This is a genomic window from Paenarthrobacter sp. TRD_SC_7, assembly GCF_056156245.1.
Window position 1 is genome coordinate 3,376,425 of sequence record NZ_CM149587.1, and the last position, 17,922, is coordinate 3,394,346.

Below are 17,922 nucleotides of genomic sequence, written 5' to 3' on the forward strand. Positions count from 1 at the left end.
TTCAGTCTTTGGTGCCTCGGAAACCCGCTACTTCTTCAGCAACTTCCTCAGCGCAACAACGAAGACCACGGCAGCGGTGGCGAAAGCTGCGAGGTCCTTCCACCGGGCGGCGAGCCTTTCGGTGAGGCTTTCAGGTACGGCGTCTCCGAGGTCGGCAAACTTTGCTGCAGCGAATTCCTTGCCCTCTTGGAACTTACCGTTGGCGCTTTCCAGCAAAGCCTGGCCCTGCTTCTTGACGTCCAACTGTTCACCGAGCTCATCGCGGACGCCGGTCAGATGTTCACGGCGTCTCTTCAGGCGCGAGCGAAGCTCAGCTTCAGTGGGCGCCTTGACGGCGTCTGCTTCCTTGGCGGCTTCCTTCGCGGCCTTTTCTGCCTTGGCCTTCTCTGCGGCTGCTTCCTTTTCAGCCTTGGCTGCCTTGGCGGCGGGCGAATTGGGATCCAGGATCGACTCGTCGAAGTCAGAACCTTCCTTGGCAATCCCAAGATCGTGCTTGATGCCCCGGATGGTGTCCTCGGGGACCAAGGGCATGGCCTTCTTGAATTTGGCTATGCCGATCAAGGATGCGATTGCCACAATCAGCAGGAAGAATGCTGCAACTATCAAAGCCGCGAGCCAGCCGGGCATGATGGTGGCCAACCCGAGGATCGCTGCGACAACCAGCGCAATCACCAAGAGCGCCAGGAAGACAAGCGCTACTCCAAAGAAAGCGCCAGCGATGCCAACCTGCGTGGCCTTTCGCTTGAGTTCTACCTTCGCCAAAGCGATTTCGTCGTTGAGTTGCCTCGGAGCCAGCCTTGCTACGAGCTTGAGGGTCTTCGGCAAAGTACGAATGGCTGGTCCTTGACTGGTCCGGCCGGTGTGACGTCCACTCATGGGTTCCGCCTAACTGCTTCCTCTGGGCATCGTGTAGGGCGAACGCAGCGGAAAACTATCGCCGCGGACACCTGTCCTCAAAGCTATCATTCAGGTTCCTGCTGAACTTTCGGGATCACGCTGCGGCGCGCCTGTCATACAGCCAATAAATATGATCTGGGCCATAGGATAGATGATCGTGACCCCTCCAATTGCTCCGGGCGATTCTCTGAGCCGACGCGAAAAACTTGTCTACATTCTCCTTCTGGGTGCCCTGACTGCCCTGGGTCCTTTCACCATCGACCTGTACCTTCCGGCATTCCCCGCCTTGGAAGAGAGTTTCGACGTCTCGGAAGCGGCAATCCAGCTCACACTGACCGGCACAACGGTTGGCTTCGGACTGGGTCAGCTGTTGGTAGGTCCCTTCAGTGACAAAGTGGGGCGTCGGCTGCCCCTTATCCTAGCGACGGCCGTTCACATCGGTTCCTCCCTCGGTGCGGCGTTGGCCACAGACATTGGGATGCTCTCCATTTTCCGCGTGCTCATGGGAATCGGCGCTGCCGGAGGCGGCGTGGTGGCCATGGCCATGGTCCGTGACCTCTTCCACGGCTACTCCATGGTCCGCATGTTCTCCCGAATGTCGCTGGTCAACGGTCTCGCTCCTATTCTTGCCCCGGTCATCGGTTCACAATTGCTGCTGGTCTTCCCTTGGCCTGGCATTTTCTACTTCCTGGCCGGTTATGGCCTGCTGGTGATCCTGGCCTCCATCTTCTTCATCCGGGAGACCCTTCCTGCTGAACAGCGCGGCAAGTCCGCCTTCACAGTGAGGCAACGTTACAAGGCGGTTCTTTCCGACCGGATTTTCGTGGGCATGGTTCTCGTAGGAAGCCTGAACTTCGGCGGCCTGTTTGCCTACCTCTCCGCTTCAACCTTCCTCTTCCAGAACGTCTACGGTTTTTCGCCGCAGGAATACGGCATCCTGTTTGGCATCAACTCCTTGGGTATCGTGGCTGGCGTTCAGATCAGCTCGCGCCTGATCCGGCGGGTCGCCCCGCAATGGATCGTGGCCGGGGCAACGGTCTTCATGCTGTTCACCGCCCTCCTGATCGTGGTGCTTGACGTGTTCCATGCCGGGTTGTGGGGCATCCTCATTCCGTTGTGGTTCTACATTTGCGCAACCGGCTTCATGTTCCCGTGCGTACAGGTCCTGTCCTTGGCAAACCACGGCGCGCAAGCAGGCACCGCTGCATCGCTCCTGGGCGCGTCCCAGTTCATGATGGCCGGAATTGTCCCGCCCGTTGTCGGTTGGCTGGGCGTCAGTTCCGCCGTCCCCATGGGCGCCGTCATGGCCGCCTGCATCACCGGCGCGATCGCCGCGCTATGGCTGGTTGTCCGGCCCCGGTCTGTTCCGTCCATCCATTAGAACCAGCACCGTAGGCTGTGACCATGACTAACAAACCGCACCGCAACGGCAGGGGCCTTTTTCTGGGCGCTTTGCTGGGCGCCGTTGCCGGCGCCCTCCTTGGACGCGCCGCAGGAAGCGCGCTGTTCGGTGCCATTTTGGGTGCCGTGATCGGCGCCGCCGTGCTGTACCGCGTGAATCCCGGCCCCTGGAAGCGGGACTAGTCCAGCCTCCGCAGGCGACCGCCTACGCAGCGAGTCACCAGCCCCTCCCCTAACTGCCTCATGCAGGGCAGAATGGTGGCCAGCCGGGGTTAACCGGTGCTGAACCGGTGAAGGGGACATCACATGAGCACGGCTGTGGGAATTCGGGGCAGCGTGCGCGGCCTGGCAACCGTGCGGAGATTGCCCGTTACGCTGGCGCTGGTAGTGCTCCTCTGGGTTCTGGGCACCGTCTCCGCCAGCCTCATCAACGGTCCCGGCCAAGCCTTGTTGGATCAGGTGGGAATCGGTTTGGCAGTGGAGCCAGGACCATGGTGGTCCATCTTCACCTCAGCGTTCTTTGCCTCCTCCCTGCTGGACTACCTCGCCTGTACGGCGGCGATCCTGGTGGGTGTCGGCATCGCAGAGCGTGTTATGGGCCCTTCGTTGGCCCTGGCTGCCTTCGTAGCCGGTTCAGCCCTCAGCGCCTTGGTTCTGGTGGCGCTGGTAGCCTTCGGGACGGATGCCAGCGACCAGTGGCTAAGTTTCCTTGGCGGCGAATATGTAGTGGGCGCCTATGGTGGCGCTGCCGCTGCGTTGGGATGCTCGACGGCGGCACTCGAGGCACTGTGGCGTCGTCGCCTGAGGACGTGGTTGCTGGCCGCCACGCTGATGTTTGTGCTGTTCGTTGGGGTTGCCCAAACCCTGCAGGCACTCGCCGGGGCCGTGACCGGCATTCTGGCGGGTTGGGCCATCCAGTCGCTGGTGCTACGCCGGCGGGCAGGATCGCTGCATTCGTCGAGCCTTCGTGAGTCTCGTTTCCTGGTGGGCACCGTGGTGGGCGTCTTCGCCGTCGGACCTTTACTCACTCAGCTGACCGGTACCTGGGAAATCGGGCCCCTCTCCGTAGTCTCCGAGGTCATGCTCCAGGCCAGTCCCAACGCCGATGAGGTTCAGGAAGCGTGCAATAACGACAACAACTGTGTCACCTTGCAGCGCATCGTCGGGGTCCAGAGCTTCGGAGCGGCAATCCTGACACTGATTCCAGTTCTGCTGTTGCTTGTCTGTGCCGAGGGGCTCCGGCGTGGACGCCGGCTCGCGTACCGGCTGACGCTTGTTATCCAGTTCTATCTGGCCGCCGTGACCGTACTGTCCATCCTCCAGTACGCTACTGATCCGGACGTTACGTTGGGCGACGACGACTTCGCGTACCTCCTGCTGTATGCGGTTCCCGCGGTCCTCGCCCCTGTCATCATCGTGGCGCTGCTGCTGGTAAATCGACATAAGTTCCGCGTCGAGTCGAGCGATGCCGGTTATCGGGTCCTTGGCCGGACGTCGCTCATTCTGGCCGTTGCCGCCGTGATCTTCTATGTGGCCTGCTGGTTCATTGAAGGCAACCCGGGCCGCTCTACCCTGTTGGACCTTGCCGGGCAGCTGACACACATCCTGGTTCCTTTCCCTGTCCCGTTTGTAGTGGCTCTCCCCCAAGGCCTGCTGAGTACTGTGCTGTACGGCCTTGGCGGGGACATCATTTGGCTGTGCATCCTGGTACTGGTCCTGAACAACTTCCGGCGTTTCAGGATGCTCGCGACCGACCCGGCAGCAGACCTGGGGCACACGAGGGAGCTGTTGCATGATGGTGGCGGCACGTTGTCCTGGATGGCGCTGTGGGACAACAACCAGTACTGGTTCACACCGGATAGGAAAGCAGGCGTTGCGTACCAGGTCCACAACGGCGTGGCACTGACAGTTGCAGGTCCTTTCGGCGCCGAAGAGCACCACGCCGATGCAGCCACCGGCTTCCTGAAACACTGCACCAGCTTGGGACTCATCCCGTGCTTCTATTCGGCCACCGCAGAGCTCGATGCCCCGCTCCTCCCCCACGGCTACCGGAAACTGGAAGTGGCGGAAGAGACGCTCCTCAACGTTCAGGCCATGACGTTCAAAGGGAAGGAATGGCAGAACGTCCGCACCGCCCTGAACCGGGCCGACAAGCTGTCCATCAAGGATCACTGGTACCACTACCCTGAGATGCCGCCGGGAATCCGGGCCCAATTGGCTGAGATCTCCGAAGAATGGGTGGCAGACAAAGCACTTCCTGAGATGGGCTTCACCTTGGGTGGCCTGAATGAGCTCAAAGATCCCGAGGTGCTCTGCTGTGTGGCCGTTGACGACGACGGCCTGGTCCATGGAGTCACCAGCTGGCTGCCCGTGTTCAGCGAAGGCGTCATCTCGGGTTGGACGTTGGACTTCATGCGTCGCCGCACCACGGGTTTCAAGGGCGTCATGGAATTCCTCATCGCCTCTGCCGTGACCCACTTCAAGGAAGAAGTACCCCAAATCTCCTTGTCCGGCTCTCCGCTCGCCAACGCAGGAGCCGACCCCGGCGACGGAGACGGCGCCGGGGACCGCAGCACCCTTGACCGCGTCCTTGCGCTCCTCGGGAATGCCCTGGAACCCATGTACGGCTTCAAGTCGTTGGCCGCCTTTAAGTCGCGGTTCCAGCCCGAGCACCGGACCTTGTACATGTATTACCAGGACCCGCTGGCCTTGCCGTCCATCGGTATTGCTCTGGGTTCCGCCTACCTGCCGGGACTCTCCCCCGCACAAAGTGCGGGACTGCTGCGGCAAATGGTAGCCAAGGAGCCCGCCGCATGAAGCCGGAGCGGACTTCTTAACCATGAACGAGATCCTGAAGCTTGAGATCAGCGGGCCTGTTGTCATGACGATTGCCGGAGGGATCGGCGTCGTGTTTTTTCTTCTGCTGTTCCTCAGGCCGTCGGCTCGCTGGACCCTCACCGCGATCACGGCCATCGTGGTCGCGGCCCTGTTGGGCTGGTTGACAGTGTGGATCGTGGAGGACGTTATGGACGTCTTCCACGTGGGGCTTACTCCTCGTGTGTGGTTCTGGGCGATCACTTGCTTCGCCGCCCTTGGGCTCGCTGTGGTCAGCTTCCGCCATAGCCGGAGGTGGCGCAAAGTGGCGGCAGCAATATCCATCCCCGTGTTCCTCCTGGTCGCCGCCCTTGGCATCAACACGGAGTTCGGACTGAACAAGACGTTGGGCTCGGCGTTGGGGATCTCCACGGAAGATGCCATCCAACTGAATAAGCCAAATCCGGACGCATCCATTCCGGCAGGTCCGCTCTGGCAGAACTGGAAGCCCCCAGCCACAATGCCGGTCAAGGGCGAAGTCGGCACCCAAGTGATTCCGGGCACGGCCTCGGGCTTCAATGCCCGACCGGCCGGCATATATCTGCCTCCCGCGGCACTGACGGACAACCCGCCCCGGCTGCCTCTGTTCGTCCTCATGATGGGCCAACCGGGCCTTCCCGATCCGCAATACGTCTCCGCCGCCCTGGACGAGTTCGCGGAAAAGAACAACGGGCTGGCCCCAATCGCGATCGTCGCAGACCAGATCGGCCCGGACCAGAATGACACCCTCTGCTTGGACACCTCCAAGTACGGCAACGTGGAGAAGTACATCAACGAGGACGTAGTGAACTGGGCCAAAGCCAACTTGAACATCCTCCCTGACCGCGAGCACTGGACCATTGCCGGATACTCCAATGGAGGCCAATGTGCCATTTCCTTCGCGGTCAAATACCCGGAGATGTGGGGCAACGTGGTGGACATCTCCGGCGAAGAGTTCCCAGGCGCAGAGGATCCTGCCGGCAATCTGGCAGCAATCTTCGACGGCAACCAAGCTGCCTATGACGCCCAGAAGCCCATCAACATCATGAAGGGCAAGCAAATGCCCAACACAACGGCAGTTTTCACTGTGGGCTCCGACGACGCCACCTACGTGGCTGCCGCGAAGGCGGTCTCTGCAGCGGCACGGAATGCAGGGATGACGGTGACATACTACGAGGTGCCCAACGGCGGACACGTGGGCCTGGCGCTGAACGCGGGCCTGACTAAAGGCTTCGAAGTGCTTTATCCGAGGCTGGGGCTGTCCCGGTAGCACTTCCCCTTTTGCGGGCCACATAGCGGCGATAAAGTTGAGGTGTGCCACATTGGCAAGAGCTGCAGCCGCTTCCGGCACCGTGGCAGCGTCGGGATGAACGCATCCTGGAGCTGTGGTGGGACCGGCTGTGCTCGGTAACCAGTCCGCAGTCGGCTGCCCTCTACGCCGCCGGGCTTTTTACGGACGACCGTCGCCGCCCCATTGCGCAGTGGTACAACCCCGAGACGGACGCCGCGCTGCTGGTCGCACCGGAAACCTCGCCTGAATGGCCGGTCCAGCGCTTCGGCATCTTCTACGCCCCACCAGGTGGCGGCTTCACCCGCGTCTACACGGCGCCCCACGAGTGGCATCCCCGCGAGCCCAGGACTCCGCCTACGGAGCAGGACTCGTTCTTGGCCGCCGTAGCCGAGGCCGCCCGTTTTCTCCAAGTGGAGATGGATTTCGTCTGAAAAAAGCGGACCCCGCACCAGCAGTGAAGCTGGTACGGGGTCCTTATGCTCCTCCGACTGGACTTGAACCAGTAACCCTTCGATTAACAGTCGAATGCTCTGCCAATTGAGCTACGGAGGAATGAAGCGGTTATGACTTTAGCAAAGGTTCTACCGGAATGCGAAATCGGCACCGTATACCCCCTGGGGGTACAAAAATACCCCCGTTCCGAAAGACTGGAACGGGGGTATTGTGCGCTCCTCCGACTGGACTTGAACCAGTAACCCTTCGATTAACAGTCGAATGCTCTGCCAATTGAGCTACGGAGGAATGAAGCGGTTACTAGCTTAACAGGGGCCCGCCGGAAAACGAAATCGGCCCTTTCAGCCGTCTGAACGCAACGCCCTGCGCTCCATTTCAAGCTGCATCAGCTCCCGGTTCAGCCGCTGGAATTCCTCCGGGTTGGCTCCCGCGTCCAAGCGCTGCAGCTGCCCCATCTTGTCTGCTTTGATACGGGTGATCTGCAGTTCGAAGAGGCGGGCCAGTATGTCGCGGCAGTATCGCTGCATGGCCTCGGGGGTACTCGCTGGCAGGGGCGTCACCGCGAGCTCTGAGACCAAAGGCTGCAAGGGCTCGGGAACTTCCTGGCGGACCTGTTCTACCCACGCCACTGGATCAGCCGAATGGGCAAGGCCGGCAGCCCGCACGGCAGTGTGGACAGCTGCATAAGCAGGCGTGGTGAAATGCGAAGCCTCGAAACGTTCCCAGGCTCCCCCGCCCAGCACCCCCGGCTCTTGGAGGACAACCTCAAGCGCTTGGCGTTCCATACCGGCTACGGGGTCCCTGGGGTCAGGCCGTTGGAAGACGGGACCGCTCGACGGCGGTGCTGCCGCCGTCGTCAGTTGTCCTCCCGGGCCGGACGCACTGCCGCCGGAACCGGCACGCTTTGCGGCCGCCCCAACATAACCGCTGACTTCCTCGATGGGCATGCCCAACCAGCCGGCCAGGTTGCGCGTGTACCCGGGCCTCGTAGCGGAGTCCCTGATCTGCGCCACCACCGGGGCGGCTTCCCGCAGGGCCGCCACACGGCCTTCCACGGTGTCCAAATTGTGGCGGCGGAGTGTTGCCCGGATGGCGAACTCGAAGAGTGGCTTGCGGGTGCTGATGAGTTCGCGCACCGCGGCGTCGCCCTTGAGTTGGCGAAGATCACAAGGGTCGGCGCCTGAGGGCTCCACTGCGACGTACGTTTGCGCGGTGAAGCGTTGGTCTTCCTCGAAAGCCCGCAGAGCCGCCTTCTGGCCTGCTGCGTCCCCGTCGAAGGTGAAGATGACCTCTCCCCCGCTGCCGTCGTCCGAGAGCAGCCGCCGGGCAACCTTGATGTGCTCGGTACCGAAGGCAGTGCCGCAGGTGGCCACCGCCGTCGTGACTCCTGCGAGGTGGCAGGCCATGACGTCGGTGTACCCCTCAACGACCACCAACTGCCGTTCCTTGGCGATGTTCCGCTTGGCGATGTCGATCCCGTAGAGGACCTGGGACTTCTTGTAGAGCGTGGTCTCCGGGGTGTTCAGGTATTTCGGCCCTTGGTCGTCTTCAAACAGTTTCCGGGCACCGAAACCAATGGTGTCGCCGGCAATGTCCCTGATGGGCCAGATCAGCCTGCCGCGGAAGCGATCGTAAATGCCCCGATTACCTTCTGAAAACATTCCTGTGAGCTTCAACTCAGCATCAGTGAACCCACGGCCGCGGAGGTGCTTGAGCAAGGCGTCCCAGCCCTGGGGCGCGTATCCCACGCCAAAATGTTCGGCAGCGGCGCGGTCAAAGCCACGGCCATCCAGGAAGTTGCGCCCCTCGGCCGCGCCGGGGGTCAGCAGTTGGGCGCGGAAGAACTCATCGGCGATCTTGTGGGCGTCCAATAGGCGCTGGCGTTTGCCCACTTCCTCGCGACTTGGACCGGTGCCGCCGTCTTCGTAGCGCAGCTCGTAACCGATTCTGGCGGCAAGTTTCTCGACGGCCTCGTGGAAGGAACTGTGGTCCATCTTCTGCACAAAGGAGATGGCGTCGCCGTCCTCGCCGCAGCCGAAGCAGTGGTACCTGCCCACCTGCGGGCGAACAGTAAAGGAAGGCGAGCGTTCATCGTGGAAGGGGCACAGACCCTTGAAACTGCCTAGCCCGGCGCCCTTGAGGGTGACGTAACCGTCAACGACTTCCTTGATATCCGTGCGCTGGCGTACTTCGTCGATATCTTCACGTTTGATCAGGCCAGCCACGTGACCATCCTAGTCGCTCGGCCTCGGAGTCCCCTCCGTTAACGGACTGGCAGAACTGTTACCAAAGGGACGGAAGGCTGCCCACGAGGCGCTCGTACATGGCCAGCGCGGACACGTCCGTCAACGACGCCACTTGGTCGATCACGACGCGCAACCGGGCACCGTCGTCGACGGCGTCCCGCCAGTCTGCGGCGAACATCGGCTCCAGGTGGCGGTCGCCTGTGGCGTTCAAAACCCCCACCAGCGCGTGGAGTACCTCGCGCTGGCGTTCGTACACCGGTTGGCGGTGGTCGGTGGAGATGACGAAAGTGGTGGCCAGGCCCTTGAGGACTGCAATTTCGGCCACAGTGTCCTCGGGGACCATGAGTTCAGCGTCGTAGCGGGTCAGATTGGCTGGTCCGAAATGATCACGGGTTGTTTCCATTGCACTCTGGCAGAACCGGCCGATCAACTGGCTGGTCATGTCCTTCAGGGCGGCCATGGATTTCCGGCTGCCATCAGCTTCGCGAACCCACACCTTGGTGGCCTCCAGCCGGGCCAGGGCGGCATCAATTTCAGCGGGATCGTTATGCGGCAAGTACCACTGCTTGGTGTAGCCCACGACGCGCGCACGGTGGTCCGGGTTTTCCATCCATTTGAGCTGGAAATGGCCGGCGACAATTGCATCCTCGACGTCATGGACCGAGTAAGAGATGTCATCTGCGAGGTCCATCACCTGGGCCTCAATGCAGGAACGGTTGCCAGGCGCACCCTCACGCAGCCACTCAAACACGGGGAGGTCGTCTTCGTAGGCCCCGAACTTACTGGTGCGGTGGCCATGGATGACGGGGGCGTCGACGGCGGACCACGGGTACTTGGACGCGGCATCCAGGCTGGCGCGGGTCAGGTTGAGACCCGCCGGTCGACCGTCCTCGGCAAGCACTTTGGGTTCCAGCCGGGTCAGCAGCCGCAAGGTCTGGGCGTTGCCTTCAAAACCACCAATGGTGTGCGCTACTTCGTTCAGCGCGGACTCACCGTTGTGGCCGAAGGGCGGATGACCGAGATCGTGGCTCAGGCATGCAGTATCCACCACGTCAGGATCGCAACCCAAGGAGCGGCCAAGCTCACGGCCTACCTGAGCCACTTCCAGGCTGTGGGTCAGCCTGGTTCGGACAAAGTCGTCTGTGTCCGGGGCAACTACCTGCGTCTTCGCGCCCAGTCTGCGCAGGGCTGAAGAATGCAGGACCCTGGCACGGTCCCGTTCAAAATCCGAGCGATAGTTGCTCTTGCGTGGCTCTTCGACCCACCGGGCTGAGTCCGCCTCGGCGTATCCGGGAATGGCCAGCACATAATCGTGGCTGGCGCCGTTGTGGCCAAGCACTGCTTCGGTTCCCATGGGTATCTGCCTCCTTCAAGCGCCGGGGTGTGGAGCTTCTTTGAGTCAGTCTTACACGTGTGAGGCTAGCCGCCCGAAACGTCCAGCTCCGCGGCCGAGATATCCGCGCTCTGTTCAGCGTTCAGCTGACGGCTCACCAGCCAGTCTTTGGGCAAGGCAGGCTTCTTGGGCGAACCGGCGCGGCCGCGGGGTCCCTCGGAATCGACTCCCGGGTAGGGCGCGTCCATGTCCAGTTTATTAAGGTATTCGCGCAGCACCTCGAGGGTGGGTACGGTGGCCAGCTTGGCGCGGAGCTCGCCGCCCACTACGTAGCCCTTGAAGTACCAGGCCATGTGCTTGCGGATCTCGCGGAGTGCCTTGTATTCATCGTTCCCGAACGTTTCCACCATGAGCTCGGCGTGACGATAGACGCCTTCGGCAACTTCGCGGAGACCCGGGCGGTGCCGCTGGTCGCTGCCTTCGAAGGCGGCCTGCAGGTCACCGAACAGCCATGGCCTGCCCTGGCAGCCGCGGCCCACAACCACGCCGTCGACGCCGGTCTCGCGCACCATGCGGACTGCGTCCTCGGCGGACCAGATATCGCCGTTGCCCAGCACCGGGATGTCGGGCAGAGCCTCGCGAAGGCGCGCAATGGCGGACCAGTCGGCCTGTCCGGAGTAAAACTGGGCTGCGGTCCTGCCGTGGAGGGCAACAGCGGCCACTCCTGCGTCGCGCGCGATGCGACCGGCGTCGAGGTATGTCAGGTGGTCCTCGTCGATGCCCTTGCGCATCTTGATGGTCAGGGGAATATCGCCCTTGGACGCTTCCTTGACCGCGGTCTGGACGATCGATGTGAAGAGATCGATTTTCCACGGCAGGGCCGAACCGCCACCGCGCCGGGTGACCTTGGGCACGGGGCAGCCGAAGTTGAGGTCGATGTGATCCGCGCGGTCCTCTTCCACGAGCATGCGCACTGCGGCGCCTACCGTCACGGGATCAACACCGTAGAGCTGCACGGACCGGACTTTTTCGTCTTCATCGTGCGAGATGATGCGCAACGATTCCGGCGTCCGCTCCACCAAGGCACGCGACGTCACCATCTCAGCCACGTACATGCCGCCACCGTATTCACGGCAGAGCCTGCGGAAGGCAGAGTTGGTGATGCCCGCCATGGGGGCAAGGATTACCGGGGTGTCCACGGTGATCCCACCGAGCTTTAAAGGCGGGAGCTCAAGCTTTGGTGCAGGGGGCGTCGCTACTACAGTCACCTATCCATTGTTGCAAAGTGGGGCAAATCGGCGGACAGCTTGCCGAAACCCTGGTGTGTTCGCCCATCATCGCGTAGTCCGGCGGGTCTGGCGAACGAGATCAGGAACCGGCGTCAGGTGGTCCCGTCAGCGCCTTCGCCCCGTCGCTCCGCTTCCCGTTGTGCACGGCGGCTACCCGGGCGTGCGGGCTCGCCGGGAGCGTCAAGACGTGAACCGGCGTCGTGCTTGTCTTGCGAGCCGGAACCCACGACGGCGGCCGCTGCTGCCAGCGCGCCCGTGTCGTTGAGGTCGTCGGCGCTAACAGACGGTCCGCCCGCTCCGGCAAGGCGCTTCATGCCGGTGGCCTTGACCACGAGGACTGCGATCAGAGTAGTGACCGGGATGGCGAGGACAAGGCCGATGGAGCCCACCAAGGTACGGATGACTTCCTCGGACAGTTCGGCACTGGTCAGGGCTTCATCGAGCGGGCGGTCATACAACATCACGATGATGAGGATAGGAAGGGCGGCGCCTGCGTAGGCGAAGGCGATGGTGTAGACCGTGGAAGCGATGTGGTCCCGGCCGATCCTCATGGCCGAGGAGAACAGCTGGCGGGCACTGGTGTTGGGTGCGAGTTCGTAGAGCTCCCACACCGCGGAGGACTGCGTGATGGTGACATCGTTGAGAACCCCAAGGCCGGAAATGATGAGGCCGCAGAGGATGATCCCGGAGATCGAAATTTGGGGTGACATGTTCACCAGCGTTGAGGCGTCATGGTTCCCCACGCCGGCCAGATTGGCCGCGTCCGTAGCCCAGGCCGCTAGCAGGGCCGTGATGCTCAACCCGAAAATCGTGCCCAGCAAGGCCGTGGACGTTCGCGCCGAGAATCCGTGTGCGAAGTACAACACCCCGATCATGATCACCGTGGAACCCACCAAGGCCAGCAACAGTGGCGGCTTGCCCTCCACCAAACCGGGCAGGATGAAGCTGACCAGGACAAAGTAGGCACCCACCAGGCCAAGGAGTGCCCGGAAGCCACGCCAACGGGCCACTGCGATGACAACCGCTGCGTAGAGGACGGCCAGGAGAGCGATGGGAATGCTGCGGACGAAGTCCACGAAAACGTAGGCAGGAGCGCCGGTTCCGGCGTTTGCACCTTGGACCGCGGACAGGTTGAGATACCGGATGGAGTCCCCGACGTCCACGCCGTGGGACATGGCGACGTCAGGGTTGATGACCACCTTGACCACGTCCCCGCCGTTATCCGGCTCCGTAAAGGCGAACGTGCACTGGGATCCGCCGGCCTGGTTGTTTTGGCCAGTGTCAGTCTGGCCAGTGTCAGTCTGGCCCGTGTCGCTCTGGCCAGTGTTGCTTTGGCCCGTCTGCGTGCAGCTTTCCACCACCACGCTTTGGATCCGGCCGGTGTCGAAGGTGACCCCGGGCGCAGCTTGGTAGGGGCTCGAGAACGAGATACCCTCCCGGCTGCCTGAGGGCCACATGACCATCATGGCCACGAGGGTCAGGACGCCCAGCGGAACAAGTATGGCCGCCAGAATCCAGTTGGCCCTCTTCCGCGACGCAAGAGCCTGCGGTGTTGGCTCGGAACTTTCAGAATGACCGTGGGAGTGATCGTGGCCCATCAGCAGCAAAACCTCATGCCTTAACCCTACGCGGGCCCGGGCCAACCGCAGACTCAGGACGCTCACGTTCCGTGAAGCTTAAACGCACGATCCCACGCCGCCCGGAGGTTACGGGCGGCGTGGGATCCTGGAGTGTGGAAACCGTGGTCAGTCGCTGACGATCAGGGTGTCCGCGCCCCGGACATGGGCCTTGCCTGATTCCAGCAGTGGCTCAAGGACACTCCTCAGGGCCGTCATGGATTCGTCCACTTCCAGCAGGACCGGGTGCTGGTAGGCAATGAGCGCCAAGAGGTCCCGCACTGCAAAAGCCGCATCCTCGGCGGATAGCTCGGGATCGTGCCCCAGGAAAACATCCGACGGCTCGTCCGAGTTGCCCTGGGCGTAGCTGATGGCGAACGCCTGGATTTTGCCCTTACGGCTCGCCGGAACGCCTTGGCCAAAAGCACTCGCCTTGGGCGCGCGCAGGACGATTGCGCCGTGGGCGCCAGTCAGGTCGTGCAGGAACAGCCGCTGCACCGTGGCGATGCTGAGCACCCCGGGGCTGTCCCAATGGTGCACGTGGGAGTAGTACTTACCAACAACATCACTCAGCTCAACGGAACCCGTAGCCAGGTCCTCCACGCGCTCGGAAGCGGCTTCCTCGGAACCATCGCCGAACCGCGGCAATGACAGGGGTTCAGGTTCCACCACCACCAGCTGCGAACGCTGGATGGGTGCGAGTCCCGCCGCTGCGGCAAAGGCCGCACCTGGGGTGTCCGGCTCCACTTTGCTGCGGAGCTTGGAAACGCCCGACGGCGAGTTCCCGGCTTCGCGGCGAAGCATGGTCAAGAGGGTGGCGCCGACCCCTTCACGGCGGTGGTCCTTGGCGACCTCGATGTACGCCCAGAGTCGTTCGGGGTGCAGGGATGCCTCGTGGACCACGCCGGCAGCAACGGGAATCCGTACACCGTCCACCACGTCCTCAGCCACAATGCAGCGGCGCCATGGCTGGTTGCTGGACGGCGCCAGGGCTGCACGGAACTGCTCCGCGGGAAGTGTCTCCGGGCCGCCCCATATTTCCAGGAGGGCGAGGTCGTCGCCTTCTTTCCATTCGCGGTATTCCAAAGCCACGATCAGGCGCCGATCAGGCGTGCTGCCAGGTAGCCCTCAACCTTGTCCAGGGAAACGCGTTCCTGGCTCATGGTGTCGCGCTCACGGATGGTGACAGCCTGGTCTTCGAGGGTGTCGAAGTCCACGGTGATGCAGAACGGGGTACCGATCTCGTCCTGGCGACGGTAGCGGCGGCCGATGGCACCGGCGTCGTCGAAATCGATGTTCCAGTTCTTGCGCAGCTGCGCGCCGAGCGCCTTGGCCTTCGGGGACAGGTCCTCGTTGCGGCTCAGCGGCAGGACGGCGGCCTTGACCGGGGCCAGGCGCGGATCCAGCTTCAGCACGGTGCGGACGTCGACGCCACCCTTGGCGTTGGGGGCCTCGTCCTCGGTGTACGCATCGATCAGGAAGGCCATGAAGGAGCGGGTCAGGCCGGCGGCGGGCTCAATGACGAACGGCGTGTAGCGCTCGTTGGTGGCCTGGTTGAAGTAGCTCAGGTCCGTGCCGGAGGCCTTGGCATGCGTGGAGAGATCGAAGTCCGTGCGGTTGGCGATGCCCTCGAGCTCGCCCCACTCGGAGCCCTGGAAACCGAAGCGGTATTCGATGTCCGTGGTGCCCTTGGAATAGTGGCTGAGCTTTTCCAACGGGTGCTCGAAGAAGCGGAGGTTATCTTCACGGATGCCCAAGTCCGTGTACCAGGACATACGCTCCTTCATCCAGTACTGGTGCCACTCTTCGTCCGTGCCGGGTTCGACGAAGAACTCCATCTCCATCTGCTCGAACTCGCGGGTACGGAAAATGAAGTTGCCCGGGGTGATCTCGTTGCGGAAGGACTTGCCGATCTGGCCGATGCCGAACGGCGGCTTCTTCCGGGACGTGGTGAGCACGTTGTTGAAGTTCACAAAGATGCCCTGTGCCGTTTCGGGACGCAGGTAGTGCATGCCTTCGTCGCTGGCCACGGGGCCAAGGAAGGTCTTCAGCAGGCCGGAGAATTCCTGCGGTTCAGTCCATTCGCCACGGGTGCCGCAGTTTGCGCAGGCGATGTCGGCCAGGCCGTTTTCCGCCGGGCGACCCTTCTTTTCCTCGTACTCTTCTTCGAGGTGGTCTGCACGGTAGCGCTTGTGGCAGGAAAGGCACTCAACGAGCGGGTCCGAGAAGACCTCCACGTGGCCGGAAGCTTCCCATACCTGACGGGGAAGGATGACGGAGGAATCCAGGCCTACAACGTCCTCGCGGCCGCGGACCATGCTCTGCCACCACTGGCGCTTGATGTTTTCCTTCAGTTCAGCACCGAGGGGACCGTAGTCCCACGCAGAACGGGAGCCACCATAGATTTCACCGGCCTGGAAGACAAAGCCCCTCCGCTTGGAGAGGGAAATGACCTGGTCAAGGACGGATTTTGCTGCCATGGGTAACTCCATTTGTTCTACAGGGCCGCTGGGTGCGGTCCGCGGTGGTTTGCCCCGGAATCCGGACGAGGTTGTCCGGCGGGGTGCTGGGGGAAAGTTTGTTGATTCCTACCCTACCGGCCTTTGGAAGAGACGCTTCGTGCGAAAGCTCCCTTGGGCCATGGCAAGGTGGCCACGATGATCGCGGCCAGCGTTAGGACCGTACCCAGCACCGTGGGCAAGGCGACCACCGCGCCGGGACTGGGGATCACGACGTCGAGCACCAGCGATCCCACCAGCTGACCCGCGATCATGCCCAACCCAGTGATCAGGACGCCGAGGCTGCGGACCAGCAGGGCCGCCAGCCCGATGAAAAGGCAGCCCATGGGACCACCGAGGTAGTACCACCACTCGCCGGGAAGCGGATTTCCCGGCCCGGCCACAGTCAGCTTGATGACCCACGCGATCCACAGAATGAGCGACCCGGCAATGAAGTTGACCAACGTGGCAGCGATGGGCGTCCCGTAGTGAACTGTGGCGGTTCCGTTCATGGCCTGCTGGAAGCTCATGAAGAAGCCGGCGGCCAGGGGCAGGAGGACGGGCAGCAAGAGCGAGGCGATGTCGGCATCGCCGCCGAACCGTGGCGAAACAGCCCAGGCGACGGCGGCCACGGTCAGGACACTGCCCAGGACCCGGACTCCCGTGATGGCACGTTTTCCTCCCGGGCCGATGCCCATGCGGTCCACGAGCAGTCCACTCAACGTCTGCCCGGTGACGGCGGCAACAGTGAACAACGCGACCCCCAGCAGGGCAACAGTGAAGGACTGGGCAAAGACGAACAACGCCCCGATGGCACCGGCCATGACATAGAACCGGGGGAAGCTCCGGTTCCGGACCGCAGGAATGATGCGCCGGAGCCCTGCCCTGCCCCTGGGGGTGGCGAAAGAGATTGCACTGATGAGGAGGAGTCCTGTGGTGAAGCTCACCACAGCTGCGGCAATGCCGTCGTCCAGCTTGGCGCCGAGGGCCCCGTTGATCCTCCCTTGAAGCGGGATAACCAATCCCGTTGCTACTGCAATAGGGAGGCCAATGACCAGCGGAAGGTTGGGACGGGGAGAAGGCTGCGGCACCGTCACCACACTACTTCAGGCATCATTGCTGTATGAGCAACCCCGAAATTGAAGAGATCCCCATCCGCGACGACATGATCCGACTCGGCCAGCTGCTGAAGCTCGCCAACTTAGTGGAGGACGGCGTTGAAGCCACGGAGCTCATCAAGAACGGCCTGGTCAAAGTCAACAACGAAATCGATGACCGCCGCGGACGCCAGCTCCACGTCGGCGATACCGTGACCGTCAACGGCCAGACGGTCCGGATCACCGCCGCCTAACGCGGCCCTTAGTCAGTCAGGACCTTGTGGGTGAGGAATTCGCCCACGTGCCCGATCTCCTGCTGGTTGATGCCGTGCCACATCCCCGTGTAGAGCACCTTGGTGAGGTCAACGTGCTTGCGCACCCAGCCCATGGTGTATTCGATCTTGTCCTGGGTGATCACTGGATCCTGCTGGTCACGGCCCCAGAACATCGGCATGGATCCGTCCAATTCGTCATCCCGGAAGGCGGCGTCAGCGCCGGCGTCGATCACGAAGCCTGAAAGCCCGACGACGGCAGCGAAGTCCGCGGGACGGTAACGGAGCATTGTGGTCGCCATCGCCATACCCATGGAGAAGCCCAGCAACGTCACCGACGAGTGGTTTGCTTTGACTGTGTCCAGCCATTCAAGGGCGTACTCGGCAGCGAGCTTCACGGCTTCCAGCGAATAGTCGATGGACGCTGTCAGCGGGAACCAGGTGAAGCCCGGCCCCATGGGCATCGGTGCGCGAAGGGCAGCCACCACAAAGCCGTCGGGCAGCAATCCGGCCAGGCTGAAGAGGTCGTCCTCGTTGGAGCCGTAGCCGTGCAGGAGGACCAGCAGTGGTTTGCCGGCACGCTCGGCTTCGTCGTGGGACCAGAGGACAACGGGCGCGGGAAACGTGGGTGCTTCAGTCATGGGTCCATTCTTGCAGTTACCCACCAGTAACAACC

General features: G+C 62.5%; 15 protein-coding genes and 2 tRNA genes. 6 read left to right on the forward strand and 11 right to left on the reverse strand.

Features of this window, described 5'->3' with window-relative positions; genetic code table 11:
* Positions 1-27: 27 nt before the first annotated feature.
* A complete protein-coding gene (locus AC0J5Z_RS16295) occupies positions 28-876 on the reverse strand; it encodes a phage holin family protein (protein ID WP_475034216.1) in 849 nt (282 codons plus the stop codon).
* A 172-nt stretch (positions 877-1,048) separates the two neighbouring features.
* Between AC0J5Z_RS16295 and AC0J5Z_RS16300 the strand changes: the two genes are divergently transcribed.
* From AC0J5Z_RS16300 to AC0J5Z_RS16320, 5 genes are all read left to right on the forward strand, one after another.
* Positions 1,049-2,278, forward strand: coding sequence for a multidrug effflux MFS transporter (locus AC0J5Z_RS16300; RefSeq protein ID WP_475034218.1), 1,230 nt, complete (start codon positions 1,049-1,051; stop codon positions 2,276-2,278).
* A gap of 23 nt (positions 2,279-2,301) precedes the next feature.
* Positions 2,302-2,481, forward strand: coding sequence for a glycine zipper domain-containing protein (locus tag AC0J5Z_RS16305; protein ID WP_017199401.1), 180 nt, complete (start codon positions 2,302-2,304; stop codon positions 2,479-2,481).
* 123 nt (positions 2,482-2,604) lie between these two features.
* The gene (locus AC0J5Z_RS16310; RefSeq protein WP_475034220.1) at positions 2,605-5,115 is read left to right on the forward strand and encodes a bifunctional lysylphosphatidylglycerol flippase/synthetase MprF; all 2,511 of its coding nucleotides are present in this window, start codon (positions 2,605-2,607) and stop codon (positions 5,113-5,115) included.
* A gap of 22 nt (positions 5,116-5,137) precedes the next feature.
* Complete coding sequence (locus tag AC0J5Z_RS16315; protein ID WP_475034222.1) at positions 5,138-6,421, forward strand: alpha/beta hydrolase; 1,284 nt, start codon at positions 5,138-5,140, stop codon at positions 6,419-6,421.
* 44 nt (positions 6,422-6,465) lie between these two features.
* On the forward strand, positions 6,466-6,873 hold the full coding sequence (locus AC0J5Z_RS16320; RefSeq protein ID WP_475034224.1) for a hypothetical protein: 408 nt from the start codon (positions 6,466-6,468) through the stop codon (positions 6,871-6,873).
* 48 nt (positions 6,874-6,921) lie between these two features.
* On the opposite strand, the gene AC0J5Z_RS16325 is transcribed toward AC0J5Z_RS16320, so the two are convergent.
* The 9 genes from AC0J5Z_RS16325 to AC0J5Z_RS16365 all read right to left on the reverse strand — a co-directional run bounded on the left by AC0J5Z_RS16325 (position 6,922) and on the right by AC0J5Z_RS16365 (position 16,977).
* Positions 6,922-6,994: transfer RNA gene (locus tag AC0J5Z_RS16325), tRNA-Asn, on the reverse strand.
* A 116-nt stretch (positions 6,995-7,110) separates the two neighbouring features.
* Positions 7,111-7,183: transfer RNA gene (locus tag AC0J5Z_RS16330), tRNA-Asn, on the reverse strand.
* Positions 7,184-7,236: 53 nt separating this feature from the next.
* The gene (gene dnaG / locus AC0J5Z_RS16335) at positions 7,237-9,120 is read right to left on the reverse strand and encodes a DNA primase (RefSeq protein ID WP_475034227.1); all 1,884 of its coding nucleotides are present in this window, start codon (positions 9,118-9,120) and stop codon (positions 7,237-7,239) included.
* Positions 9,121-9,178: 58 nt separating this feature from the next.
* The gene (locus tag AC0J5Z_RS16340; protein ID WP_475034229.1) at positions 9,179-10,495 is read right to left on the reverse strand and encodes a deoxyguanosinetriphosphate triphosphohydrolase; all 1,317 of its coding nucleotides are present in this window, start codon (positions 10,493-10,495) and stop codon (positions 9,179-9,181) included.
* Positions 10,496-10,560: 65 nt separating this feature from the next.
* Complete coding sequence (gene dusB / locus AC0J5Z_RS16345; RefSeq protein WP_475034231.1) at positions 10,561-11,742, reverse strand: tRNA dihydrouridine synthase DusB; 1,182 nt, start codon at positions 11,740-11,742, stop codon at positions 10,561-10,563.
* A 113-nt stretch (positions 11,743-11,855) separates the two neighbouring features.
* Positions 11,856-13,361, reverse strand: coding sequence for a YibE/F family protein (locus AC0J5Z_RS16350; protein ID WP_475039746.1), 1,506 nt, complete (start codon positions 13,359-13,361; stop codon positions 11,856-11,858).
* Between the two features lie 147 nt (positions 13,362-13,508).
* The gene (locus AC0J5Z_RS16355) at positions 13,509-14,471 is read right to left on the reverse strand and encodes a GNAT family N-acetyltransferase (protein ID WP_475034234.1); all 963 of its coding nucleotides are present in this window, start codon (positions 14,469-14,471) and stop codon (positions 13,509-13,511) included.
* Between the two features lie 2 nt (positions 14,472-14,473).
* Entirely contained in the window at positions 14,474-15,859 is a 1,386-nt protein-coding gene (locus AC0J5Z_RS16360; protein ID WP_475034236.1) for a glycine--tRNA ligase, read from the reverse strand.
* A 113-nt stretch (positions 15,860-15,972) separates the two neighbouring features.
* Positions 15,973-16,977, reverse strand: coding sequence for a DMT family transporter (locus AC0J5Z_RS16365; RefSeq protein WP_475034238.1), 1,005 nt, complete (start codon positions 16,975-16,977; stop codon positions 15,973-15,975).
* 23 nt (positions 16,978-17,000) lie between these two features.
* On the opposite strand from AC0J5Z_RS16365, the gene AC0J5Z_RS16370 reads away from it, so the two are divergent.
* Positions 17,001-17,228, forward strand: coding sequence for an RNA-binding S4 domain-containing protein (locus AC0J5Z_RS16370; protein WP_062067368.1), 228 nt, complete (start codon positions 17,001-17,003; stop codon positions 17,226-17,228).
* 8 nt (positions 17,229-17,236) lie between these two features.
* On the opposite strand, the gene AC0J5Z_RS16375 is transcribed toward AC0J5Z_RS16370, so the two are convergent.
* Positions 17,237-17,887, reverse strand: coding sequence for an alpha/beta hydrolase (locus AC0J5Z_RS16375; protein ID WP_475034242.1), 651 nt, complete (start codon positions 17,885-17,887; stop codon positions 17,237-17,239).
* Between the last annotated feature and the right edge of the window lie 35 nt (positions 17,888-17,922).

Coding starts and splice junctions, on each gene's coding strand:
- AC0J5Z_RS16315 (WP_475034222.1), top strand. CDS start 5,138: ATGAACGAGATCCTGAAGCTTGAGATCAGCGGGCCTGTTGTCATGACG.
- AC0J5Z_RS16370 (WP_062067368.1), top strand. CDS start 17,001: ATGAGCAACCCCGAAATTGAAGAGATCCCCATCCGCGACGACATGATC.
- AC0J5Z_RS16300 (WP_475034218.1), top strand. CDS start 1,049: ATGATCGTGACCCCTCCAATTGCTCCGGGCGATTCTCTGAGCCGACGC.
- AC0J5Z_RS16310 (WP_475034220.1), top strand. CDS start 2,605: ATGAGCACGGCTGTGGGAATTCGGGGCAGCGTGCGCGGCCTGGCAACC.
- AC0J5Z_RS16340 (WP_475034229.1), bottom strand. CDS start 10,495: ATGGGAACCGAAGCAGTGCTTGGCCACAACGGCGCCAGCCACGATTAT.
- AC0J5Z_RS16375 (WP_475034242.1), bottom strand. CDS start 17,887: ATGACTGAAGCACCCACGTTTCCCGCGCCCGTTGTCCTCTGGTCCCAC.
- AC0J5Z_RS16295 (WP_475034216.1), bottom strand. CDS start 876: ATGAGTGGACGTCACACCGGCCGGACCAGTCAAGGACCAGCCATTCGT.
- AC0J5Z_RS16350 (WP_475039746.1), bottom strand. CDS start 13,361: ATGGGCCACGATCACTCCCACGGTCATTCTGAAAGTTCCGAGCCAACA.
- AC0J5Z_RS16305 (WP_017199401.1), top strand. CDS start 2,302: ATGACTAACAAACCGCACCGCAACGGCAGGGGCCTTTTTCTGGGCGCT.
- AC0J5Z_RS16360 (WP_475034236.1), bottom strand. CDS start 15,859: ATGGCAGCAAAATCCGTCCTTGACCAGGTCATTTCCCTCTCCAAGCGG.